Annotated in this window: 18 protein-coding genes; 6 read left to right on the forward strand and 12 right to left on the reverse strand. The window is 63.8% G+C overall.

The features are described from left to right. Positions 1-4: 4 nt before the first annotated feature. From J8I29_RS14875 to J8I29_RS14905, 7 genes are all read right to left on the reverse strand, one after another. Positions 5-847: a substrate-binding domain-containing protein gene (locus tag J8I29_RS14875; protein ID WP_245443440.1), complete on the reverse strand. Its 843-nt coding sequence runs from the start codon at positions 845-847 to the stop codon at positions 5-7. A gap of 16 nt (positions 848-863) precedes the next feature. Further along, positions 864-1,409, reverse strand: coding sequence for a c-type cytochrome, methanol metabolism-related (locus J8I29_RS14880; protein WP_105863744.1), 546 nt, complete (start codon positions 1,407-1,409; stop codon positions 864-866). A gap of 273 nt (positions 1,410-1,682) precedes the next feature. Then, positions 1,683-3,485, reverse strand: a complete 1,803-nt coding sequence (gene xoxF5, locus J8I29_RS14885; RefSeq protein ID WP_105863745.1) for a lanthanide-dependent methanol dehydrogenase XoxF5 — start codon at positions 3,483-3,485, stop codon at positions 1,683-1,685. 354 nt (positions 3,486-3,839) lie between these two features. Further along, the gene (locus J8I29_RS14890; RefSeq protein WP_209432252.1) at positions 3,840-4,784 is read right to left on the reverse strand and encodes a quinoprotein relay system zinc metallohydrolase 2; all 945 of its coding nucleotides are present in this window, start codon (positions 4,782-4,784) and stop codon (positions 3,840-3,842) included. 29 nt (positions 4,785-4,813) lie between these two features. Beyond that, positions 4,814-5,545 (reverse strand): ATP-binding cassette domain-containing protein, encoded by a 732-nt coding sequence (locus tag J8I29_RS14895; protein ID WP_209432253.1) that lies wholly within the window; start codon positions 5,543-5,545, stop codon positions 4,814-4,816. Continuing rightward, complete coding sequence (locus J8I29_RS14900; RefSeq protein WP_209432407.1) at positions 5,514-6,242, reverse strand: ABC transporter permease subunit; 729 nt, start codon at positions 6,240-6,242, stop codon at positions 5,514-5,516. The genes J8I29_RS14895 and J8I29_RS14900 overlap by 32 nt, the downstream gene beginning before the upstream one ends. A gap of 41 nt (positions 6,243-6,283) precedes the next feature. Continuing rightward, a complete protein-coding gene (locus J8I29_RS14905) occupies positions 6,284-7,267 on the reverse strand; it encodes an ABC transporter substrate-binding protein (protein ID WP_209432254.1) in 984 nt (327 codons plus the stop codon). Between the two features lie 301 nt (positions 7,268-7,568). On the opposite strand from J8I29_RS14905, the gene J8I29_RS14910 reads away from it, so the two are divergent. Continuing rightward, positions 7,569-7,955 (forward strand): cytochrome c family protein, encoded by a 387-nt coding sequence (locus tag J8I29_RS14910; protein WP_105863749.1) that lies wholly within the window; start codon positions 7,569-7,571, stop codon positions 7,953-7,955. 83 nt (positions 7,956-8,038) lie between these two features. On the opposite strand, the gene J8I29_RS14915 is transcribed toward J8I29_RS14910, so the two are convergent. Further along, positions 8,039-9,349 (reverse strand): MFS transporter, encoded by a 1,311-nt coding sequence (locus tag J8I29_RS14915; RefSeq protein WP_209432255.1) that lies wholly within the window; start codon positions 9,347-9,349, stop codon positions 8,039-8,041. Between the two features lie 275 nt (positions 9,350-9,624). Further along, on the reverse strand, positions 9,625-10,293 hold the full coding sequence (locus J8I29_RS14920) for a metalloregulator ArsR/SmtB family transcription factor (RefSeq protein WP_105863751.1): 669 nt from the start codon (positions 10,291-10,293) through the stop codon (positions 9,625-9,627). Positions 10,294-10,420: 127 nt separating this feature from the next. Here J8I29_RS14920 and J8I29_RS14925 point away from each other — a divergent pair, with 127 nt between their 5' ends. Beyond that, complete coding sequence (locus tag J8I29_RS14925; RefSeq protein WP_209432256.1) at positions 10,421-11,617, forward strand: NAD(P)-binding domain-containing protein; 1,197 nt, start codon at positions 10,421-10,423, stop codon at positions 11,615-11,617. Between the two features lie 128 nt (positions 11,618-11,745). On the opposite strand, the gene J8I29_RS14930 is transcribed toward J8I29_RS14925, so the two are convergent. The 3 genes from J8I29_RS14930 to J8I29_RS14940 form a co-directional block, all read right to left on the reverse strand. After that, the gene (locus J8I29_RS14930) at positions 11,746-13,917 is read right to left on the reverse strand and encodes a xanthine dehydrogenase family protein molybdopterin-binding subunit (protein ID WP_209432257.1); all 2,172 of its coding nucleotides are present in this window, start codon (positions 13,915-13,917) and stop codon (positions 11,746-11,748) included. Positions 13,918-13,931: 14 nt separating this feature from the next. Further along, the gene (locus tag J8I29_RS14935; protein ID WP_209432258.1) at positions 13,932-14,384 is read right to left on the reverse strand and encodes a (2Fe-2S)-binding protein; all 453 of its coding nucleotides are present in this window, start codon (positions 14,382-14,384) and stop codon (positions 13,932-13,934) included. A 337-nt stretch (positions 14,385-14,721) separates the two neighbouring features. Next, positions 14,722-15,180 (reverse strand): Lrp/AsnC family transcriptional regulator, encoded by a 459-nt coding sequence (locus tag J8I29_RS14940; protein WP_209432259.1) that lies wholly within the window; start codon positions 15,178-15,180, stop codon positions 14,722-14,724. Positions 15,181-15,302: 122 nt separating this feature from the next. On the opposite strand from J8I29_RS14940, the gene J8I29_RS14945 reads away from it, so the two are divergent. The 4 genes from J8I29_RS14945 to J8I29_RS14960 all read left to right on the forward strand — a co-directional run bounded on the left by J8I29_RS14945 (position 15,303) and on the right by J8I29_RS14960 (position 19,273). After that, positions 15,303-16,352, forward strand: a complete 1,050-nt coding sequence (locus J8I29_RS14945; protein WP_209432260.1) for an ornithine cyclodeaminase — start codon at positions 15,303-15,305, stop codon at positions 16,350-16,352. A gap of 186 nt (positions 16,353-16,538) precedes the next feature. Further along, entirely contained in the window at positions 16,539-17,471 is a 933-nt protein-coding gene (locus tag J8I29_RS14950) for an arginine deiminase-related protein (RefSeq protein ID WP_209432261.1), read from the forward strand. Positions 17,472-17,900: 429 nt separating this feature from the next. Continuing rightward, positions 17,901-18,683: a DUF5343 domain-containing protein gene (locus J8I29_RS14955; RefSeq protein ID WP_209432262.1), complete on the forward strand. Its 783-nt coding sequence runs from the start codon at positions 17,901-17,903 to the stop codon at positions 18,681-18,683. After that, positions 18,680-19,273 carry a Swt1 family HEPN domain-containing protein gene (locus J8I29_RS14960; protein WP_209432263.1) on the forward strand — a complete coding sequence of 198 codons (594 nt, stop codon included), beginning with the start codon at positions 18,680-18,682 and terminating at the stop codon, positions 19,271-19,273. The genes J8I29_RS14955 and J8I29_RS14960 overlap by 4 nt, the downstream gene beginning before the upstream one ends. Positions 19,274-19,481: the final 208 nt, after the last annotated feature.

The raw sequence follows: 19,481 nt of genomic DNA on the forward strand, positions 1-19,481 counted from the left end.
CGCCTCACTCCTGCATCTGTCCGGCGGCAAGATTGGGCCGCTCGGCCGGCAGACTGTCGATGGAGACCCGTGGCACGCCGTAATCGGCGAGCACCTGTTCGATCTCCTTTTGGCGCTTGCGGATGGCAGCGTTCAGCGTGTGTTTCCACTGTATCTCGTTCGCCCGGATACCGAAGGTGATGCGATAGGCCAGCAGAGGGCGCTCGCTTTCCTGTACGAGCGGAATGACCTTGAGCGGCTTGGCCGCCTTGCTGGCGTAATAGCCGGCAATCGGCCCCCACAGTAGCGCACCGTCGGTGTTTCCGGCCACGAGATCGTCGATGGCCTCCTTGCCCGCCGCATTGTCCTGCTGATCCAGCGTCAGCCCATAGCTCCTGGCATTAGCGACCAGGCCGAGACGCTGAAGATGGTCGACCGGCGGCGTGCCTGCGATGATACCGAACCGGCGGCCCTTGAGGGCGGGATCCTCCAGCTTGGTGACCCCGGCCAGTGGCCCGTCCGCCCTGACCACGAGGACATAGGTGGAGGCGTAATAGGGGTTGGTATGCTGGGTGAGATCGGAACCGGAGGCGGCCCCGATGATGACGTCGCACAGGCCCGTGCCCAGCGTGTTGCGCACGAAGCCCATGCCCTGCTGCAGCCAGTAATAGCGCACCGGCCGCTGCAGCTCCTTGGCGACGATCTCGGCGATGCGGTTCTCGAACCCTTCCTGGCGGCGGTTCGAGAACGGCATGTTGGCAGGATCCGAGCACACGCGCAGATTCGCCTTGTCGACGAGTTCGGGTACCTGCTGGGCATTGGCGGAATTCAAGCCGAGCACCATCCCGGCCAGGGCAAGGCCTGGCACGAGACACTGTCCGAACTCAGTTCGCCATGCAGGCCGTTTCGGCATCCTTGGCACTCTGCGGCTTGGGATCGTGTTTTTCGGGACGGACGCGCGCAAGTGCGCCATCGCTGCGCGCCCGCAGATAAACATAGATGTCATCAAGATAGCACATTACGTTCCGGTTCGTGCCGAAAGTCGGCATCACCTTCTGGCTCGACGTGCTCACATCCTTGCGACCCTGGACCACGACGGTGGTGAACTGCTCATAGTTCATCTTCTTCAGGGAATCGGTGAGAGCCGGCGCATAGGTCGAACCGGCGCCGTCGGGGCCGTGGCAGACCGTGCATTCGGAATGATAGCGACGATAGCCGGAGAAGGTGTACCAATCCACATTGCCATCTGGAGTAATGTTATAGGTCGGTGCACCCTCCGCATCGACATATTTGCCGTCTTCACTGCTGGCCGGCTTGGCCGGATCGGCGAAAGCCGACGTCGCTGCGAAGAAGCCCAGCGCCAGTGCCGTGAGGCCGAAGAGCGCATTGCGGCGAAAGGGGGCGGGGCGGTTCCCGGCTTGTGATTTCATTGGATTGGCCTGAACAAGCAATCGTTTGTCTCCCACTCAGGGCACAGACCACCATTTCGCGGGCCGAAGGGCACCGAAAGCTGGAAGTCTCTGTTTTTGTCTGGCGAGGGGGCAGGGAAAGAAGACATCTCCCCCAGCCCCGACGGGATGATCGGCCAAAGGGTTTTGCAATCTGCCGATATCGGCAAGCGGCGCAAAGACACCTTCAGACAGCAAGCCAGGGCAAACACGCATTCACGACCGAATGCGCCTTGCCCTGGCAGGGTCACGTGCTCACGGCAGCGCGAACACCGTCAGCTGTCCGCCGAGCGCCGTATAGTTGTTGAGGGCTGCATAGCCGCCAACGGCGCCCAGACCCGCATTCGGGTCGGTCAGGCCTGCCGCCAGGCCGATGCCGGCCCAGCCACCGACACCCGAGAGCACCGCGATATATTGCTTGCCCTTATGGGTGTAGGTCATCACGTTGCCGATGATGCCGGAGGGGGTCTTGAACTTGTAGAGTTCCTTGCCCGTCTTGGCGTCGATCGCCTTCAGATAGCCTTCCAGCGTGCCGTAGAACACGACGCCGCCGGCAGTCGCGAGCGGTCCGGACCACACCGAGAACTGCTCGGGCAGCGACCAGACGATCTTGCCCTTGGCAGCATCCCAGGCGATGAAGTTGCCCATGCCGCCATGGCTGTTGGGAGCCGGATACATCGACAGGGTGGCGCCGACATAGGGCTGGCCCGGGGTGTAGCTCACCTTGAACGGCTCGTAGTCCATGCAGACATGGTTGGTCGGCACGTAGAAGAGACCGGTCTTGGGCGAGTAAGCCATCGGCTGCTGGTCCTTGGAACCGAGAGCCGCGGGGCATACGCCCTTGGTATTGACGTCTTCGCCGTTCTGTTCGGTCGAATATTTGGCCACGACCAGCGGACGACCATAGGTCTTGCTGTTCTTGTCCATGTCGACCTTGGTGGCCCAGTTCACGACCGGGTCATACTTTTCGGCGACGAGCAGCTCGCCCGTCTCGCGGTCGAGGGTGTAGCCGAAGCCGTTGCGGTCCATATGGACCAGGGCCTTGCGTTCCTTGCCGTCGATCTTGAGATCGACCAGCGGGACTTCGTTGACGCCGTCATAGTCCCATTCGTCATGGGGCGTCATCTGATAGACCCACTTGGCAACGCCGGTGTCGGCGTCGCGGGCGAAGATGGTCATCGACCACTTGTTGTCGCCCGGGCGCTGCTTGGGATTCCAGGTGGAGGGGTTGCCCGTACCGTAATAGACCAGGTTCAGCTTGGGATCATAGGAATACCAGCCCCAGGTGCAGCCGCCGCCGGTTTTCCATTGGTCGCCTTGCCAGGTCTTGATGCTGGAATCCTTGCCGATCGGCTTGCCGAGCTCGGTGGTCTTTTCCGGATCGACCAGCATTTCCTCGTCCGGGCCCATGGAATAGGCGCGCCAGGCTTGCTTGCCGGTCTTCAGGTCATAGGCGGTGACGTGGCAGCGCACGCCGAATTCACCGCCGGAAATGCCGACAAGGACCTTATCCTTGACGGGCATCACGGTCGCGGTGTTGGTCTCGCCCTTCTTGGGGTCGCCGTTGACGACGGACCAGACCACCTTGCCGCTCTTGGCGTCGAGCGCCACGACGGTGGTGTCGGCCTGATGCAGGAACACCTTGCCGTCGGCATAGGCCAAGCCGCGATTGACCGTGTCGCAGCACATCACGGGAATGACGTTCGGATCCTGCTTGGGATCGTAACGCCAGAGGATCTTGCCTTCATTGTTGAGATCGAGGGCATAGACCGTGTTGGGAAACGGCGTGTGGACATACATGATGTCGCCGACGACCAGCGGGGCGCCTTCATGGCCGCGCAGGACGCCCGTCGAGAATGTCCAGGAGACCTGGAGCTTCTTGACGTTTTCCGCAGTAATCTGGTCAAGTTTCGAATATCGAGTATTCGCATAGTCGCCGGTCTGCAGCACCCACTGATTGGGATCCTGCGTCAGCTTCTGGACTTCGTCGTTGGCGTAGGCCTGCGCGCCGAAAAACAGCGAGCAGACCACGCCCAGCCACGCAATCAGTATTTTCATTGGGCTTCCTCCGAGTGGCCACACGCATGCCGTCCCGCCGGACCACATGCCGAACTTGATGTCGTTCTTCTAGCCTTGGGGATACCTCGTCTCTTCGACAGCGTGTCACAGCCGGCGGGTCCGCCTCGTAGCCATAGGCATAAGCCGCTGGCTTTCGAATCGACACTGCGATCCCCATCACGGTGCCGTTGGAAGTCGAAGATAGATTACCTTATGCAACGTGTTCAGATCACATGCAAGATTTCACTGATGCGGGGTTCGATTTATTTTTACCTTATTATGGTGCATCGCATCATTTGTTGGTGCACCGCAAAATCTTGGCGGTATTATACGGTTCCTCGTCTCGGCCTAGCGCTATTCCCATTCGAGTTCATGAAAGGCACTCGTGGCATTGCGCGGATTGAACTCGTCGAACAACTGCCAGTTGTCGCGCTCGGATTGGCCCGCACGTTCCGCTGCCTCGCGCAATGTCCGTCCCTCTGCAATCATGGCGCGCACGTCGTCGCGCAGACGCACGAGGTAGCGGTGTATCGGATCGGCTGCGGCCGGCCAGGGCATCGCCGCCGGACCATGGCCTGGCACGACGCGGGCGGCCGGACGCGAGCGCAAGGCGTCGATCACCGCGATCCAGCCCTTGAGGCTGCCGTCGAGGGCCGGGACATGGCCGGCGAAGAGCAGGTCTCCCAGGAACCAGGTGCCGGTTTTCTCGTCCAGCACGGTGAGATCGGTATTGGTATGGGCCGTCGGCCAGGCCTCCAGCAGCAGCGTGCGGCCGCCGAGATCGAGGGTGAGCCGGTCCTTGACCAGCAGGGTGGGCGCGATCGCTTCGGTGCCGGCAAAAGCGGCCTCCCCGATCAGCCGGCGCGTCGCCGAAAGATAGGTCCCGGCACGCGCCGACAGGGCCTCGGGCAGGTTGGCATGGCCGACGATCGTCACGCCGGGCAGGCGGAAGGCGGCGTTGCCGAGCAGATGGTCGGGATGGACATGCGTGTCGACGACATAGCGGATCGGCTTGTCGGTGCGGGCGCGAATGGCCGCCAGCAGGGCCAGACCCGCCTGCCGGGAACCGCCGGTATCGACGACCGCGACCGCCTCGCTGCCGATGACGAAGCCGGCATTGCCGATGGCATCGGCATTGCCCGGCGCGGCGAGTTCGTACGGGGCGGCAAAAACGAAGACCCCCTCGGCGACCTCCGTCATCGGCAAGGGCATCGGCAGCGTCTCAGCCGAAACGAAGCCGGGAAGCAGGATAAGGCAGGCCGTTATCCAAAGCCGGGCCAGCATCACGAGCCGTTGCATCCTGCGAGCTCCTTCCTCGACGTCCGGCCTTACAAGCCGAAGCGCTCGGCAAATTCCCGGTACCGCGTTTCGATCCAGGTCGAATGCCGGTCCTGGCGGGCTTCCACGATCGCGACTTCATGAAGGATGCGGGTGGGACGGGGGCCCAGGAACAGCAGCCGATCGGCCAGGCCGATCGCCTCGCGCACATTGTGGGTGACCATCAAAACCGTGATGCGATGATCGGCGACTTCAGCCAGCAGGCAGGCGCGCAGCTCCAGCGCGGCCTTGTCATCAAGCGATACGAAGGGTTCGTCCAGCACCAGCAATTGCGGCTCCAGCGCCAGGGCGCGGGCCAGGGCAACGCGCCGCTGCAGGCCGAGCGAGAGCGCATGCGGATAATGTCCGCGCCACTCCGAAAGGCCGAGCCGCCCGAACAGCCCATCGAGGTCTCGCCGGCGTTGCGACGGGGGCAGCGCGATGCGGACATTCTGCTCAACCGTCCGCCAGGGCAGCAAACGAGGCTCCTGGAAGGTGACCCCGACGGTCAGCGCGGCGATGTCGGGCTCGACGCGGCCCTCGAAGTCACGATCGAGCCCGAGCAGGATTTTCAGGGCGGTGGTCTTGCCGCAGCCGGAAGGGCCGATCAGGCAGGCAAATTCGCCGGCGGCCAGCGAGAGGCCGAGCCCCCTGACGGCCTCCACCGCCCCGCCGCGATCATCGCGATAGACCTTGCTGGCAATGCTGAGGTCAAGCAAGGGCGGGGCGCCAGCGTCGGGCATGCTTCTCAAGGGGCTGGAGCACGAGGAACTCGATGGCGAGCATGACCGAGGTGAAAGCGAGAGCATAGCCCAGCACCGCCGTGACATCCGAAAGCTGGAAATAAAGCGAAATCGCGTAGCCGACCCCGGACGAGCGGCCGAGCAGCTCGACCACCAGCACGATCTTCCAGACCAGCGCCAGGCCCGAACGCGCCGCCGCCGCGACATAGGGCGCCAATTGCGGCATCAGGACATGGCGCAGCCAGGTTCCGGCCGGAAAGCGATAGACATGGGCCATCTCCTCGAGATCGCGATCGAGGGCCCGCGTGCCCTCGCGCAGCACCACGATGACATTGGGGATCTTGTTGAGGGCGACCGCCGTCACCGCCGCCGCTTCCGTCAGGCCCAGCCAGATGTAGCACAGCACGGCGATGACCAGCGCCGGCATGTTGAGCAGGACCAGGAGCCAGACATCGAAAGCCGCGTTGGCGCGGCGCCAGCGGCCGAGGACGATGCCGATGGCGCTGCCGATCAGCATCGCCACTGCAAAAGCGCCGGCAACCCGCCACAAGGTAATGGCAATATTGGCGATCAGGTCGCCGCGCCGGGTTTCCGCGACGATGAAGGCAAGCACCGCCGCGGGCGAGGGCAACAGCGGACCGCTGGCCAGCCTGGCCGCGACCTCCCAGATCGCCAGCAAGGCAAGCAGCGAGACCATGCGGGCGGCGAGGCCGGCCAGACGGCCGCCGCTCCATTCTGTCAGTGTCCGGCCCAATAGAGCCCCTCCGGAAGGGTCGCCGTCTTGCCGACCAGCTTCTCGCCGCCGAGTTCCGCCAGCTTAGCGTAGAGCTTGGCGGCATCGGCCTGTTCATCGGCGATCGTCCGGCTGGGAATGCCGGCGAGAAAGGTACGCTTCAGCACATTGTAGGTTGCCTCGTCGTCGGCCTGCATCAGGGGCCGGAGCTGCGACCAGATCGCGTCCTGGCTTGCCAGGGCCTGCTTGGCCTGGCGGGAAGCGGCGGCAAAGGCGGCGATCTGTCTGTCATTCCGGCCGTCGTTCCGCTTGAAGACATAGCCGACGAAGGAAATCGGCCCCTCGACGCCGAAGGACCGCGCGACCTCGTCGGCGCCGACCAGTCGCTTGAAGCCCTTGGCTTCGAGACGCGCACAGAAATTCCAGTAGAGCAGCGCGGCGTCGAGCTCCCCCTGCTCGAGTTTCATGCTCAGCAAGGGAGGCGCCCCGAATACCGGCTCGGCCGCCTTGGCCAGATCGATGCCCGCCTGGTGCCGGGCATAGGCCTGCAGCAGGATCCAGCTCTTGTCGAGCGCTCCGCCAGCCACGCCGATACGCTTGCCGGCGAGATCGGCGACGGTGGCGATCGTCGAATCCGGCGCCCGCATCACCGCCCCCTCCGAGGCCGAGAAGGGCAGGAACACGATGTCACGCCCCTCGCCGCGCATGCGCGCCGCCCAGAGCAGATCCGAGACGATGCTGTCGACGGCGTCGCCCAGGAAGGCAATGCGCGCCGCGTCGTTGGAGGCGAGCTTGAGGGGCTCGATCTTCAGGCCCGCAGCCTCCTCCAGGCCGAGCGCACGGATGGCGGCAAGCTCCCACTCGACGGTGCCGAAGGACAGCACACCCAGGCGCAGCGGCGGCATCTGGGCCCAGGCCGGTCCGGCCGAGCCGAAAAGCCCCCCCAGCCCGGCGCCTGCAAGCGCGAGAAATTGTCGCCGTTCCATCATTGCGGCAATCCACCGTCGAAACGCGCCGCGGCGCGCCCAACCCCATCAAATTGTTTCTGAAAAGGCCGCCACTGCCGAACCGGGAGCGAACCGAAATCGCCGGCTACCAAGCGCCCACCCTCCCTGTGCAGATAATATCTATTCTTGACAAGGAGTGTGATCATCATTCTTCATGCTGTCCAGTCACTTTACGTTGCGCCTAGACTGATTCACAACACAACACGACATGTGAAGAACAAAATAAGCAGAAATTAAGCTTAATCTTCGATGACTTTGGACGAATGGCCGAAAGGGAGAGAAAATGCGACAGGTCGCCGTCGGAATTCTTGCCTCTATCCTGATATCGAGCGCCGCACTCGCACAAGATGCTGCGCTCGGAGAAAAAGTATTCATCAAGTGTAAAGTTTGTCACCAGGTTGGAGAGACAGCCAAGAATGCCGTCGGCCCCGAGTTGAACGGAATAATCGGCCGTAAATCCGGATCGGTGGAGACTTATACCTATTCGCCAGCAATGAAGAGCGCCGGCCTGACCTGGGCGGAGGACTCTCTTTCAGAATATCTTAAGAATCCAAAACAGAAGGTACCCGGGAACAAGATGGCCTTTGTCGGTCTGTCGAAGCCCGACGACATCGCCAATGTCATCGCCTATCTCAAGCAATTCGATGCCAGCGGCAAGAAGACGCCATGAGGTAAGCGGCCCCCCTGCATGCCTCCATTGAAGCCGTCGACAGGCGGGGGTGGGGCGCAGGCCCTGCCCGCCCGGCCGGCTCATCATTCGGCGGCCGCGAATTCCGTTTTTGAATCGTGCCCCAGGCTCAGGACCAGCAGGGCCGAGACGAGCGGCAGCAGCGACAGGGCCAGCAGGCCCATGGCCGTGCCGCCCGTCTGATCCTTGAACCAGCCGATCAGATAGGGCCCGCCGAAGCCGGCGAGATTGCCGATCGAATTGATCAGCGCGATGCCCGCGGCCGCCGACGCTCCGCTCAGGAAGGCCGTCGGCAGGGTCCAGAACAGCGAAAAGGTGCAGAACACGCCGATGGCCGCCACCGTCAGGGCGATCATGGTCAGTACGGGATCGCTCAGCGCGCTGGCCGCCGCCAGGGACAGCGCGATCAGGAACAGCGGCAGTGCGACATGCCAGACCCTTTCGCGGGTGCGGTCCGAATGCTGCGCCCACAGCACCATGGCGACCGAGCCGAACACATAGGGGATCGCGGTGACGAAGCCGGTCTGGATGTTGCTGAGGCCGAACGCCTTCACGATCTGCGGCAGCCAGAACTGCATGCCATAGAGCGCCCCGACGAAACCGAAATAGACCAGGCTGAGCACCAGGACCTTGGGCGAGGCCAATGCCTGGCGCAGGCTCATATGGTGCGCGGTCTTCCGGGCGGTCTCCTCCCGCTCCAGGCGGTCCGAGAGCCAGCGCTTCTGTTCGGGGCTGAGCCAGCCTGCCGAGGCCGGGCGGTCGGTCAGGTAGAACCAGGTCACGATGCCGAGCAGGGCTGCCGGCAGGCCTTCCAGAATGAACAGCCATTGCCAGCCCTTGAGGCCACCGATGCCGTCCATGCCGAGCAGATAGCCGGAAATCGGGGCGCCGATCATGGTCGACGCCGGCACCGCCACCGCAAAGGCGGCGAGGATGCGCGCGCGGTATTTCGCCGGATACCAGTAGGTCAGATAGAGGATGATGCCGGGAAAGAAGCCGGCCTCGGCCACGCCGAGCAGGAAACGCAGCACATAGAAGCTGACGGGACCGGCGACCAGCGCCATCAGCGCCGAGACGATGCCCCAGGTCACCATGATGCGGGCGATCCAGCGGCTGGCACCGACCCTGTGCAGGATGACGTTGCTGGGTACCTCGAAGAGGAAATAGCCGATGAAGAAGATGCCGGCGCCCCAGCTGTACACCAGGGGCGAGAATTTCAGCTCGTCATTCATGGTCAGGGCAGCAAAGCCGAGATTGACGCGGTCGAGATAGGCCAGGAGATAGGCCAGCATCAGGAACGGCAGCAGGCGCCAGGATACGGCTCGCACCGTCGACGCTTCCACTGCGCTCCCGTCCTGTCCCGCCATGACGCTCATCAGGCAATCCTTCCCTTTGCTGGCGTGTGCTTGCCGCCAGATTATCTTGCAGGTCTGGTGCGCCGCCTTTTCGACGGTTTATCCCAATGGCCGCGATGTTGCCCCCACGTCCTTGATGGGGCAGGCATCAAGACCGTTGGTATCGACCGGAGCAAAACACGTTCACGGCGGAACGCCTGACAAACGCCCTATCCCGACGCGACTCAGCGTTTCCCGCCGATTCCGTCAAATCACAAAATGCGCCGGAGGTGCCCCTCTGCCGGCGCCAGCGCGCCTTACCGGGCCTCTTCCCGGATGCGGTAGGCGCAGCGGCGGGCGCCGTGGACGATATGCTCGGTTCTCTCCACCGTGCAGCCCGGCCCGAGCATGTCGCGGAAAATGGCGAGTTCGGAGCGGCAGAAGCCCTGGCAGGCCGTGGCGGCCGCGCAGATCGGGCAGTGGTTCTCGATGAGGAGCCAGCCCTCGCCGTCCTCGGCCGCGCGCTGTTCGGCCATATAGCCCTCGCGCGTGCGGATCGTCGCCAGCGCCGCCACGCGGGCGGGCGTGCCCTCCAGCCGGCCGAGTTCGGCGCGGTAGGCGGCGCGCATCTCCTCCTCGCGCGCCGCAATCAGGCGCTCGAGCGCCTCGGGGCCGAGCAGGTCGCGAATGTGGCGCAGGAGGCCGACCGTCAGCTCGGCGTGGCTGTCGGGAAAGCGGCCATGCCCCTGCGCCGTCAGCCGCCAGAATTGAGCGGGCCGGCCGACCCCACGGGCCACGGATTCGGTCTCGACCAGCCCTTCGGCGGCGAGTTTCGTCAATTGCTGCCGGGCGTTCTCCCCGGTCGTGCCGATCGCCTTGCCGAGCTCGGCCGCCGTCTGCTGTCCCCTGGTCTTCAGGAGCAATAGCAGCCGGTCGGGTCCGGACCGTCCCTGTGGGCTGGCATTTTCGAGCTCGAGCGCCGACATGATCCTCTGCAGACTATATTCAAAGCATATACTTGCTTTATAGGGCCCCGGACAGCGGTATGCAATCGCGCGATGGCGCCGTGGTCGCCCTCTTGAATTCCGACACCCCGGCCGCCACTCTCGCAGCATGGCTCAGCATGATGAAGATGGAGCGACTGCCGCTTCGACCCCCGCCGATCCGGCAGCCGCGCCGGAGGTCCACCTCGCCTACAAGGTGGACATTGTCGTCATCGGCGCCGGCCAGGCCGGGCTCTCGAGCGCCTATCACCTGCACGAACTCGGATTGGCGCCCGGCCGCGGCTATCTGGTGCTCGACAAGGCGCCCGCACCGGGCGGCGCCTGGCAATATCGCTGGCCGTCTTTGACGCTGAGCACCGTCAACCGCGTGCATGATCTGCCCGGCATGGCCTTTGCCGACGTCATCGATCCCGGCCTCACCGAGGTGCCGGCCTCGCAGGCGGTGCCGCGCTATTACGAGGCCTATGAACGCAAGTTCGAGCTGCCCGTCTATCGGCCGGTGACGGTCAAGGTGGTGTGCGCGCGCGGCGAGCGCTTCCGGGTCGAGACGGACAAGGAGACCTTCTCGGCCCGCGGCCTCATCAACGCGACCGGCACCTGGGAGACGCCCTATATTCCCGATTATCCCGGCCGGGAGAGCTTCAGGGGGCGGCAGCTCCACACCCGCGACTACCGGACCGCCGAAGCCTTCGCCGGCCAGCGCGTCCTCGTGGTCGGGGGCGGCATCTCGGCCGTGCAGATCCTCGACGAGATCTCGCGCGTGACCGACACGATCTGGGTGACGCGCAGCGAGCCGAGGTTCCGCGACCGCCCCTTCACGCCGGAGGACGGACGGGCCGCCGTCGCCCTCGTCGAGGACCGGGTGCGGCGGGGCCTCATCCCCGGCTCCATCGTCTCGGTCACCGGCCTGCCCCTCACCCCGGCCTTGCGGGCCGCGCGCGAGCGGGGCGTGCTGGCGCGCCGGCCCATGTTCAGCGCGATCACGCCGGAGGGCGTGCGCTGGGCCGATGGCCAGGAGGAGAAGGTCGACGTCATCCTCTGGTGCACCGGCTTTCGCTCCTCGCTCGACCACCTGGCGCCGCTGCAGATCCGCGAGGACGATGGCGGCATCGTGATGACCGGCCGGCTGGCGACTGAGGTCGCCCGGGACCCGCGCATCCACCTGGTCGGCTACGGCCCCTCGGCCTCCACCATCGGCGCCAACCGCGCCGGCGCCGCGGCCGCCCGGGAGCTGACGGCGACGTTGGGGATCGGCGGTATAAGCGCCAATCCCTTACCCTCCCCTGGAGGGGGAGGGTCGGCCTGAAAGGCCGGGGTGGGGTGGAGAAACACGGATCGTAACCATAGAAACAGGTCCTTTTCCGAAGAAATCACCCCACCCCGAGGCTTCGCCTCGACCCTCCCCCTCCAGGGGAGGGTAAGCAGGTCGCAGTCTCACCCGGTCTTCAGCGCATCCGTGTCGATCGGCAGAGTGCGCACGCGCTTGCCGGTGGCGGCGAAGACCGCATTGGCGACGGCGGGACCGACGGCGACCGTCGCCGTCTCCCCGATGCCGCCGGGGGCCTCGGCGCTCTTGACCAGATGGGTCTCGATCACCGGCACCTCGTCGATGCGCATGGGCAGGTAGGTGTCGAAATTACCCTGCTCCACCCGGCCGTCCTTCAGGGTGATGGCGCCGTGCAGCGCCGCCGTGAGGCCGAAGATCGCGCCGCCCTCGACCTGCGCGGCGATGGTGTCCGGGTTGACCTGCAGGCCGCAATCGACGGCGCAGACGAGGCGATGCACCTTCAGCGTGCCGTCGGCGGCCGTCTCCACCTCGGCCACCATCGACATGAAGCTGCCGAAGGCGAACTGCACGGAGACGCCGCGCCCGCGCCCCTTGGGCAGAGGCTGGCCCCAGCCCGCCTTCTCGGCCGCCAGCGTCAGCACGCCGAGCGCCCGCGGATTATGGGCGAGCAGCTCCTTGCGATAGGCGACCGGGTCCGCCTTGGCGGCGGCGGCCAGTTCGTCCATGAAGCTCTCGACCACGAAGACGTTGTGGGTGGGCCCGACGCCGCGCCACCAGGAGGTCGGGATGCCCGGCGGCTCGACCCGGACATAGTCGACATGGATGTTGGGCAGGGCATAGGGCGGCTCGGCCGCCGCTTCCACCGCATCGGGATCGATGCCGTCCTTGAAGGCCGGCGGGTAATAGCGGGCCAGGATGGAGGAGCCGGCGATGCGATGGGTCCAGGCCACCGGCTTGCCCGACGCATCGAGCCCGGCCGACATCCGGTCGAAATAATAGGGCCGGTACATGTCGTGCTGGATGTCCTCCTCGCGGCTCCAGACCACCTTGACCGGCCCGTCGACCTGCTGGGCTACCTTGACGGCGCGCGCCACGCCATCGGCCTCCAGCCGGCGCCCGAAGCCGCCGCCGATCAGGTGGTTGTAGACCTTGACCTTCTCCTTGGGCAGGCCGGTGATTCCGGCCGCCACGGCCTGCGCGATTGTCGGCACCTGGGTGCCGAGCCAGATCTCGCAGCCATCCTTGCGCACATGCACGGTGCAGTTCATCGGCTCCATGGCGGCATGGGCGAGGAAGGGCACCTGGTAGATGGCTTCGAGCTTCTGGGCGGCGCCGGCGAGCGCCTTGGCGGTGTCGCCCACGTTGCGGGCCACCGCGCCCGGCTGCTTGGAGGCCTCGGTGAGCTGGCTGACGATCTGGGCGCTGTCGACCTTGGCGTTCGGCCCGTCGTCCCAGGTGATGTTGGCGGCGGCCAGGCCCTTCTTGGCCGCGCCCATGTGATCGGCGACCACGGCCACGGCATCGTCGGTCTTGACCACCTGGCGCACGCCCTTGACGGCCAGCACCGCCTTGTCGTCCACGGATTTGGGCTTGCCGCCGAACACCGGCGAGATGGCGATGGCGGCGACCTTCATGCCCGGCAGCTTGACGTCGATGCCGAACTCGGCCTTGCCGACCACCTTGTCCGGCGCATCCAGCCGCTTGGCCGGCGTGCCGAGCAGCTTGAAGTCCTTGGGGTCCTTGAGGGTGAGGCTCTCCGGCTTGGGGACCGGCATGGCCGCGGCCTCGTCGGCGAGCTCGCCATAGCTCAGCGTGGCATTGCCGGCCGGATTGAGCACGGCGCCGTCGCGGGCCGTCAGCTTGGCCGCATCGACGTTCCAGCGTTTGGCGGCGGCGGCGATCAGCATGGTGCGGGCCGCCGCGCCGGCCTGCCGCAAGGGCTGCCAGAAGGCGCGCACGGAGGTCGAGCCGCCCGTCATCTGGCTGCCGAGCAGGGCATTGCCGTAGAGCTTGTCGTCCGGCGGGGAATGTTCGAGCTTCACCTGGGCGAGGCCGACTTCCAGCTCTTCGGCCAGCAGCATGGCCTGGGCGGTGTAGATGCCCTGGCCCATCTCGGCCATCGGCATCACCAGGGTCACCAGGCCCTGGCGGTCGATGCGGATGAAGGCGTTGGGGGCGAAATCCTTGGCTTCGGCCGCGGCCGCAGGCGATGCGGCGAATGACGGCAAGGCGAAGGTGAGAACGAAGCCGCCGCCGATGAGGGCTCCCGCCTTCAGGAAGGCGCGGCGATCGAGATGTGTCTGGGAACCGTCGGGCATGATCCCTCCCCTCCTCAAGCGGCAGCGTGATGGATGGCGGCGCGGATGCGCTGATAGGTGCCGCAGCGGCAGACATTGCCGGACATGGCGGCATCGATGTCCTCGTCGCTCGGCTTGGGCGTGGCGGCGAGCAGGGCCGCGGCCGACATCAGCTGGCCGGACTGGCAATAGCCGCACTGCACCACTTCCAGCTCGAGCCAGGCCTTCTGCAGGGCCTTGCCCTGCGGGGTCTCACCGATCGCCTCGATGGTGGTGACGGCGCTCTCGCCGACGCTTTCCAGCGGCGTGATGCAGGAGCGCGTCGCCGCGCCGTCGACATGCACCGTGCAGGCGCCGCACAGGGCCGCCCCGCAGCCGAATTTGGTGCCCGTCATGCCCAATATGTCGCGCAGCACCCAGAGAAGGGGCGTGTCGCCATCGGCATCGATGGTGTGGGCGGTCCCGTTGACTTTGATCGTATACGCCATGGCAGTCTCCCGCGAGCCGGAAGGGCATATCCCCTCCTTGGAGTCGTTCCAGACAGCCAACCTAGCCGTGCCGGAGCAAGACCTCAATCGATCAAAAGCGGGTGTAACTTTTCCAGCTCGCGCATAGCGTGTGGACCGGCCCTGTCATCCCGCGCGCGGTGCGGCATGCAATGCTGCACCGCAGACGCGGGACCGCGGCGATGTTGTTCATACTCCTCTTGCGGTCCTCGGACCAAACCTCTGGTTTGGTCCGACTGCGCCGCGGCACTTCGCGCCGCCACTCACAAGCTAGGCTTGTGAGGAAACGTCCGGGATGACGAGCGGGAGAGCGCCCGCCTCACACGCTGCTCAGCAGCAGGCTCGTCTCGCTGTTGGAGACCCCGTCGATCAGCCGGACTTCGCGCAGCACCCGGTCGAATTCGGCCAGGCTCGCGGCGCGGATGTTGGCGACGAGGTCCCAATTGCCGTTGGTGGTGTGCAGCGTGTGCACCTCCGGCAGGCCGCGCAGCTTGCGGATGACCTGCGTGGTCGACTTGCCGACCACCTCGATCATCATCACCGCATGCACGGCGTTCATGTCGTAATCCTCGCGCACCCGGGCGGTGAAGCCGAGCAGCGTGCCGGTCTCGATCAGCCGGTCGAGCCGGTTCTGCACCGTGCCGCGCGCCACGCCCAGCGCATCGGCGAGCTTGGAGAGCGAGGCCCGGCCATCGCTGCGCAGATGCGCGATGATGCCGCGGTCGAGCGCATCGGGAATATATTTGACCGTCTCGGCGTCCCGTCCCGTCCCTGACATTTTTTACAATCCGGCCTGGCAATCTGTTCAATGGGCTGACGGTTCTAGCACAGGATTGCGATTTCGGTGAACATCCGGACGGCCTAGGCTAGGGCCAACAGTGACCGTTCAGGGATTTTTCGATGACCGCTCCCCTGCCCTCGCAGAAGGCGATGGTGCCTTTCGTCAGCGTCGAGAACATGATGCGCCTCGTCCACCATCTCGGCATCGAGCGGGTGCTGGCCGAACTGACCGACTTGATCGAGGAGGATTTCGGCCGCTGGGAGAGCTTCGACAAGACCCCGCGCGTCGCCAGCCATTCGCGTGACGGCGTGATCGAGCTGATGCCGACCTCTGACGGCACCATCTACGGCTTCAAATATGTCAACGGCCACCCCAAGAACACCGCCGAGGGCCTGCAGACCGTCACCGCCTTCGGCCTGCTCGCCGACGTCGCCACCGGCTATCCCGTGCTGCTCACCGAGATGACGCTGCTGACGGCGCTGCGCACCGCGGCGACCTCCGCCATGGCCGCCCGCCACCTCGCGCCCAAGGGTGGGAAGGTGATGGCGATGATCGGCAACGGCGCCCAGGCCGAGTTCCAGGCCCTCGCCATGAAGGCGGTGTGCGGCATCGACACCGTCAGGCTTTACGACATCGACCCCCGCGCCACCGAGAAGACCGCCCGCAACCTTGAGGGCAGCGGCCTCACCGTCATCCCCTGCACCTCCTCGCAGCAGGCGATCGAGGGCGCCGCCATCGTCACCACCTGCACCGCCGACAAGCAGTTCGCCACCATCCTCACCGACAACATGGTCGGCCCCGGCATCCACATCAACGCCATCGGCGGCGACTGCCCCGGCAAGACCGAGCTGCACAAGGACATCCTCCTGCGCGCCGACTGCTTCGTGGAATACCCGCCGCAGACCTGGATCGAGGGCGAGATCCAGCAGATGGACCGTTCCTATCCGATCACCGAACTCTGGCAGGTCGTCACCGGCCAGGTGCCGGGCCGGCGCGACGAGCGCCAGATCACCCTGTTCGACAGCGTGGGCTTCGCCATCGAGGACTTCTCGGCCCTGCGCTATCTGCGCAACCAGATCGTCGGCACCGATTTCTACCAGGAACTCGACATGATCGCCGATCCCGACGATCCGCGCGACCTCTTCGGCATGCTGCAGCGCGCCCGCTGAGGGGGGCGCGACCTTACCCTCCCCTGGAGGGGGAGGGTCGACGCGCAGCGTCGGGGTGGGGTGACCTTCTCCACAAAGGAGGAACGCTGTCGCCGCCGCCTGAGCATTTTTCACCCCACCCCGGCCCTTCGGGCCGACCCTCCCCCTCCAGGGGAGGGTGTAGACTCGACGCCCCCGGAGCCCCCCATGTCCAAGCGCCCTGCCTTCTCGGTCCAGGCCCCCTCCGCCGTGGTGATGGTTCGCCCGCACCACTTCACCGTCAACACGGAGACGGCCGCCGACAATCATTTCCAGGTCGCGGGCAATGGCGGGGAAGACCTCGCCCCGCTCGCTCATGCCGAGATCACCCGGGCGGCCGAGACGCTGTCAGCCCACGGCGTCACCGTGCATCTCTTCGAGGACGAGGGCCGGACAACCCCGGATTCGGTGTTTCCCAACAACTGGTTCTCCACCCATGCCGGCGGCCATGTCGCGATCTATCCGATGAAGGCGCCGAGCCGGCGGCGCGAGCGCCGGGCCGACGTCATCGAGATGCTGAAGACCGATTACCGCGTGCAGGAGGTCATCGACTATTCCGGCCTGGAGCCCGACGGCCTGTTCCTGGAAGGCACCGGCGCCATGGTGCTCGACCATATCGACCGCGTCGCCTATGCCGTGCGCTCCGACCGCACCGACCCGATCGCCCTCGAGCGCTTCTGCACCCATTTCAACTTCGAGCCGATGGCCTTCGACGCCCGCGACGCCAAGGGCGCCGCCATCTACCACACCAATGTGCTGATGTGCGTCGCCACCGATTTCGTGCTGATCGGCTTGGACATGATCGCCGACGCCGCCCGCAAGCGCGAGATCGTCGCCCGCCTCGAACGCTCCGGCCGCCAGGTGCTGGCCCTGAGCAACCGCCAGATCGAGAACTTTGCCGGCAACGCGATCGAGTTGCAGGGCAGAGACGGCCGCCTCCTCGCCCTCTCGACCACGGCCCTGGCAGCCCTGACGCCCGAGCAACGCGCCATCATCGAGCAGAGCGCGACTTGTGTTGCGCTCGACATCCCCACCATTGAGCGGGCGGGGGGATCGGTGCGGTGTACGCTGGCGGGGGTGCATCTGACGCCGAGGGGATGAGGGAGGCGGGTGCTTTCCGTGAACGCCCAGCAAGACAGCAGCTACGCGTTAATTACAGTCACCGATATGTGCTTAATCCGATGTCCCGATGGGGCTGGGAGCGGTTAATTAATTCATCAAAATGCGCCAGAAGAAGCGGCCGGTTAGCTTGTTACCTGCTTGAACGGTTCTAGTGATCGCTTGAAAATTCCAAAGCCGTATTCTGTTGACCTCGGATGATGTGGCTGGCGCGCCCTTTTCTCTTTGGCCTTAGTGATCCCCCATCGGCCGGGCCAGTCTCGTCGTGCGAGACTTCGCCGTATTAGAGATAGCTAGCCAGAGTGTGAACAGGGTTGCTTCCTTAGGTAAATGTTATTGCGTTTTCTTCATAGCCAATCGCCACAAATGCAGTAATGTGAGGAATCAAATAATCAAGCTTCTGAGGGTAGCATGGCGGACGAAAAGGAAGTTCCAACATCAGAAGTCGTCGAACCGACCGTGCAAAAGATCCGCCGCAGAACAAGGGACAGTATCGCGCAAGAGTCTACCGTTTCCGCGTCGATTACAGGAGCGAAGTCTGCCCCTGCGAACGCTGAATCGCCTCGAAGAAAAATTCCCGGAAACATTCCTTATACTTTTAGCCCCAATATCTTAAAGAGAGTTTTGGAAAGAATACCGGAAGCTGAGAAACCGCCAGTTTTTAGTCCCGATTTTCTGGCGACGGTTCTCGAAGCATCGGGCGGTGCCGCACGACCTATAATTCCAATCTTGAAGAGCACCCAGATGCTGAATCAGGGCGGAGTTCCTACGGAACTGTATTCTCAGTTTCAGACAGTTGGGGGAAGATCCGCAGCAGCCCTTCAAGCCTTAAAGAATGGTTTCCCGGAGATTTATCGTCGTAACAGCTACGCGCATAACGCTCCCGAGGGTACGGTTATTGACATTCTTGTGGCAATCACCGGGCTCACCAAGAATGATAGAATCTTGAAATCGATGCTTCAAACCTTCCAGTGCTTCCAGGATTACGCCAAGGGGGCCAAATCTGAAGTATCCCAGACAGAAATCGCTAGTGAGAAGCCTCATCTGAACAACGCCGAACCGCCGGCTTTCAACGCCGATCAATCGAAGCCTCTACAACTTATATATAATATCAATGTGGTGCTTCCTGAAACCACAAACATTGATGTCTTCAACGCAATATTCAAGAGCCTTAAAGGAAATCTCCTGAATTGAACAACCACACGATAGAGCTATTTCTCCTGAAGTGCGCGGTCATAGAGTCCGGACTTCGCGAGAGTCTGAAAGAGCACAATCCCAGTGCCAAGCGCCGCGGCAGTGCGTTCATTGACGAACGGATGGAGCCTTTCATCCGGCAGTTCGAGCTGGCCAACCGCAACAATGCAGCTAAAATGTCGATGTATTATGAAGTGTTTTATATGCTAGAAAATGACATTCGTAAATTTATCATCGACACTATGGAAGCTGCGCACGGACATGGATGGTGGAACACTCAGGTTCCCCAAAGCGTTCGCGACGAAGTCAAAAAGAATCGTGATCGAGAGGACCAAAATGCTTGGACCATGCGATCTGAGGCCTTGATCGATTACTCAACCTTCGGGCAACTTGGTGATATCATTCGTGCGAACTGGGTCGACTTCGCAGGTATGCTGCGTAGCGAGGGCTCTGTGAGTCGCGTGTTGACCGGCTTGAACATGCTGCGAGGTACTATTGCACACTGCGGTGTACTTGCGGACGATGAGGTAGATCGACTCCAAATGTCCATCCGAGATTGGTTTAGGGTACTCGAGGGACCGAAGGCATAACTTTAACTTGTACATCCTGGATGGCTGTTTGAGTAGCAACTTAACTAAGTCCGACTCTTATTACACATTCGCCTATTTATGCTCAATTACAGCGACAGTGCACCGAGTTGAAAGACGCGATCCAGCAGAAATTAATATATTGTCGCTGTATTTCTTAAAGTAGGTTATATGATATCTCTTAGAAAAAAAACGGGTTGAGGTAGAATTA

It is taken from the genome of Labrys sp. LIt4 (assembly GCF_017813775.1).
GTDB classification, from domain to species: domain Bacteria; phylum Pseudomonadota; class Alphaproteobacteria; order Rhizobiales; family Labraceae; genus Labrys; species Labrys okinawensis_A.

Bases quoted from the DNA above. Each gene is read 5' to 3' on its own strand.
- J8I29_RS14880 (WP_105863744.1), bottom strand. From the start codon at position 1,409: ATGAAATCACAAGCCGGGAACCGCCCCGCCCCCTTTCGCCGCAATGCG.
- xoxF5 (WP_105863745.1), bottom strand. From the start codon at position 3,485: ATGAAAATACTGATTGCGTGGCTGGGCGTGGTCTGCTCGCTGTTTTTC.
- J8I29_RS14890 (WP_209432252.1), bottom strand. From the start codon at position 4,784: ATGCAACGGCTCGTGATGCTGGCCCGGCTTTGGATAACGGCCTGCCTT.
- J8I29_RS14895 (WP_209432253.1), bottom strand. From the start codon at position 5,545: ATGCCCGACGCTGGCGCCCCGCCCTTGCTTGACCTCAGCATTGCCAGC.
- J8I29_RS14900 (WP_209432407.1), bottom strand. From the start codon at position 6,242: ATGGTCTCGCTGCTTGCCTTGCTGGCGATCTGGGAGGTCGCGGCCAGG.
- J8I29_RS14905 (WP_209432254.1), bottom strand. From the start codon at position 7,267: ATGATGGAACGGCGACAATTTCTCGCGCTTGCAGGCGCCGGGCTGGGG.
- J8I29_RS14910 (WP_105863749.1), top strand. From the start codon at position 7,569: ATGCGACAGGTCGCCGTCGGAATTCTTGCCTCTATCCTGATATCGAGC.
- J8I29_RS14915 (WP_209432255.1), bottom strand. From the start codon at position 9,349: ATGAGCGTCATGGCGGGACAGGACGGGAGCGCAGTGGAAGCGTCGACG.
- J8I29_RS14920 (WP_105863751.1), bottom strand. From the start codon at position 10,293: ATGTCGGCGCTCGAGCTCGAAAATGCCAGCCCACAGGGACGGTCCGGA.
- J8I29_RS14925 (WP_209432256.1), top strand. From the start codon at position 10,421: ATGGCTCAGCATGATGAAGATGGAGCGACTGCCGCTTCGACCCCCGCC.
- J8I29_RS14930 (WP_209432257.1), bottom strand. From the start codon at position 13,917: ATGCCCGACGGTTCCCAGACACATCTCGATCGCCGCGCCTTCCTGAAG.
- J8I29_RS14935 (WP_209432258.1), bottom strand. From the start codon at position 14,384: ATGGCGTATACGATCAAAGTCAACGGGACCGCCCACACCATCGATGCC.
- J8I29_RS14940 (WP_209432259.1), bottom strand. From the start codon at position 15,180: ATGTCAGGGACGGGACGGGACGCCGAGACGGTCAAATATATTCCCGAT.
- J8I29_RS14945 (WP_209432260.1), top strand. From the start codon at position 15,303: ATGACCGCTCCCCTGCCCTCGCAGAAGGCGATGGTGCCTTTCGTCAGC.
- J8I29_RS14950 (WP_209432261.1), top strand. From the start codon at position 16,539: ATGTCCAAGCGCCCTGCCTTCTCGGTCCAGGCCCCCTCCGCCGTGGTG.
- J8I29_RS14955 (WP_209432262.1), top strand. From the start codon at position 17,901: ATGGCGGACGAAAAGGAAGTTCCAACATCAGAAGTCGTCGAACCGACC.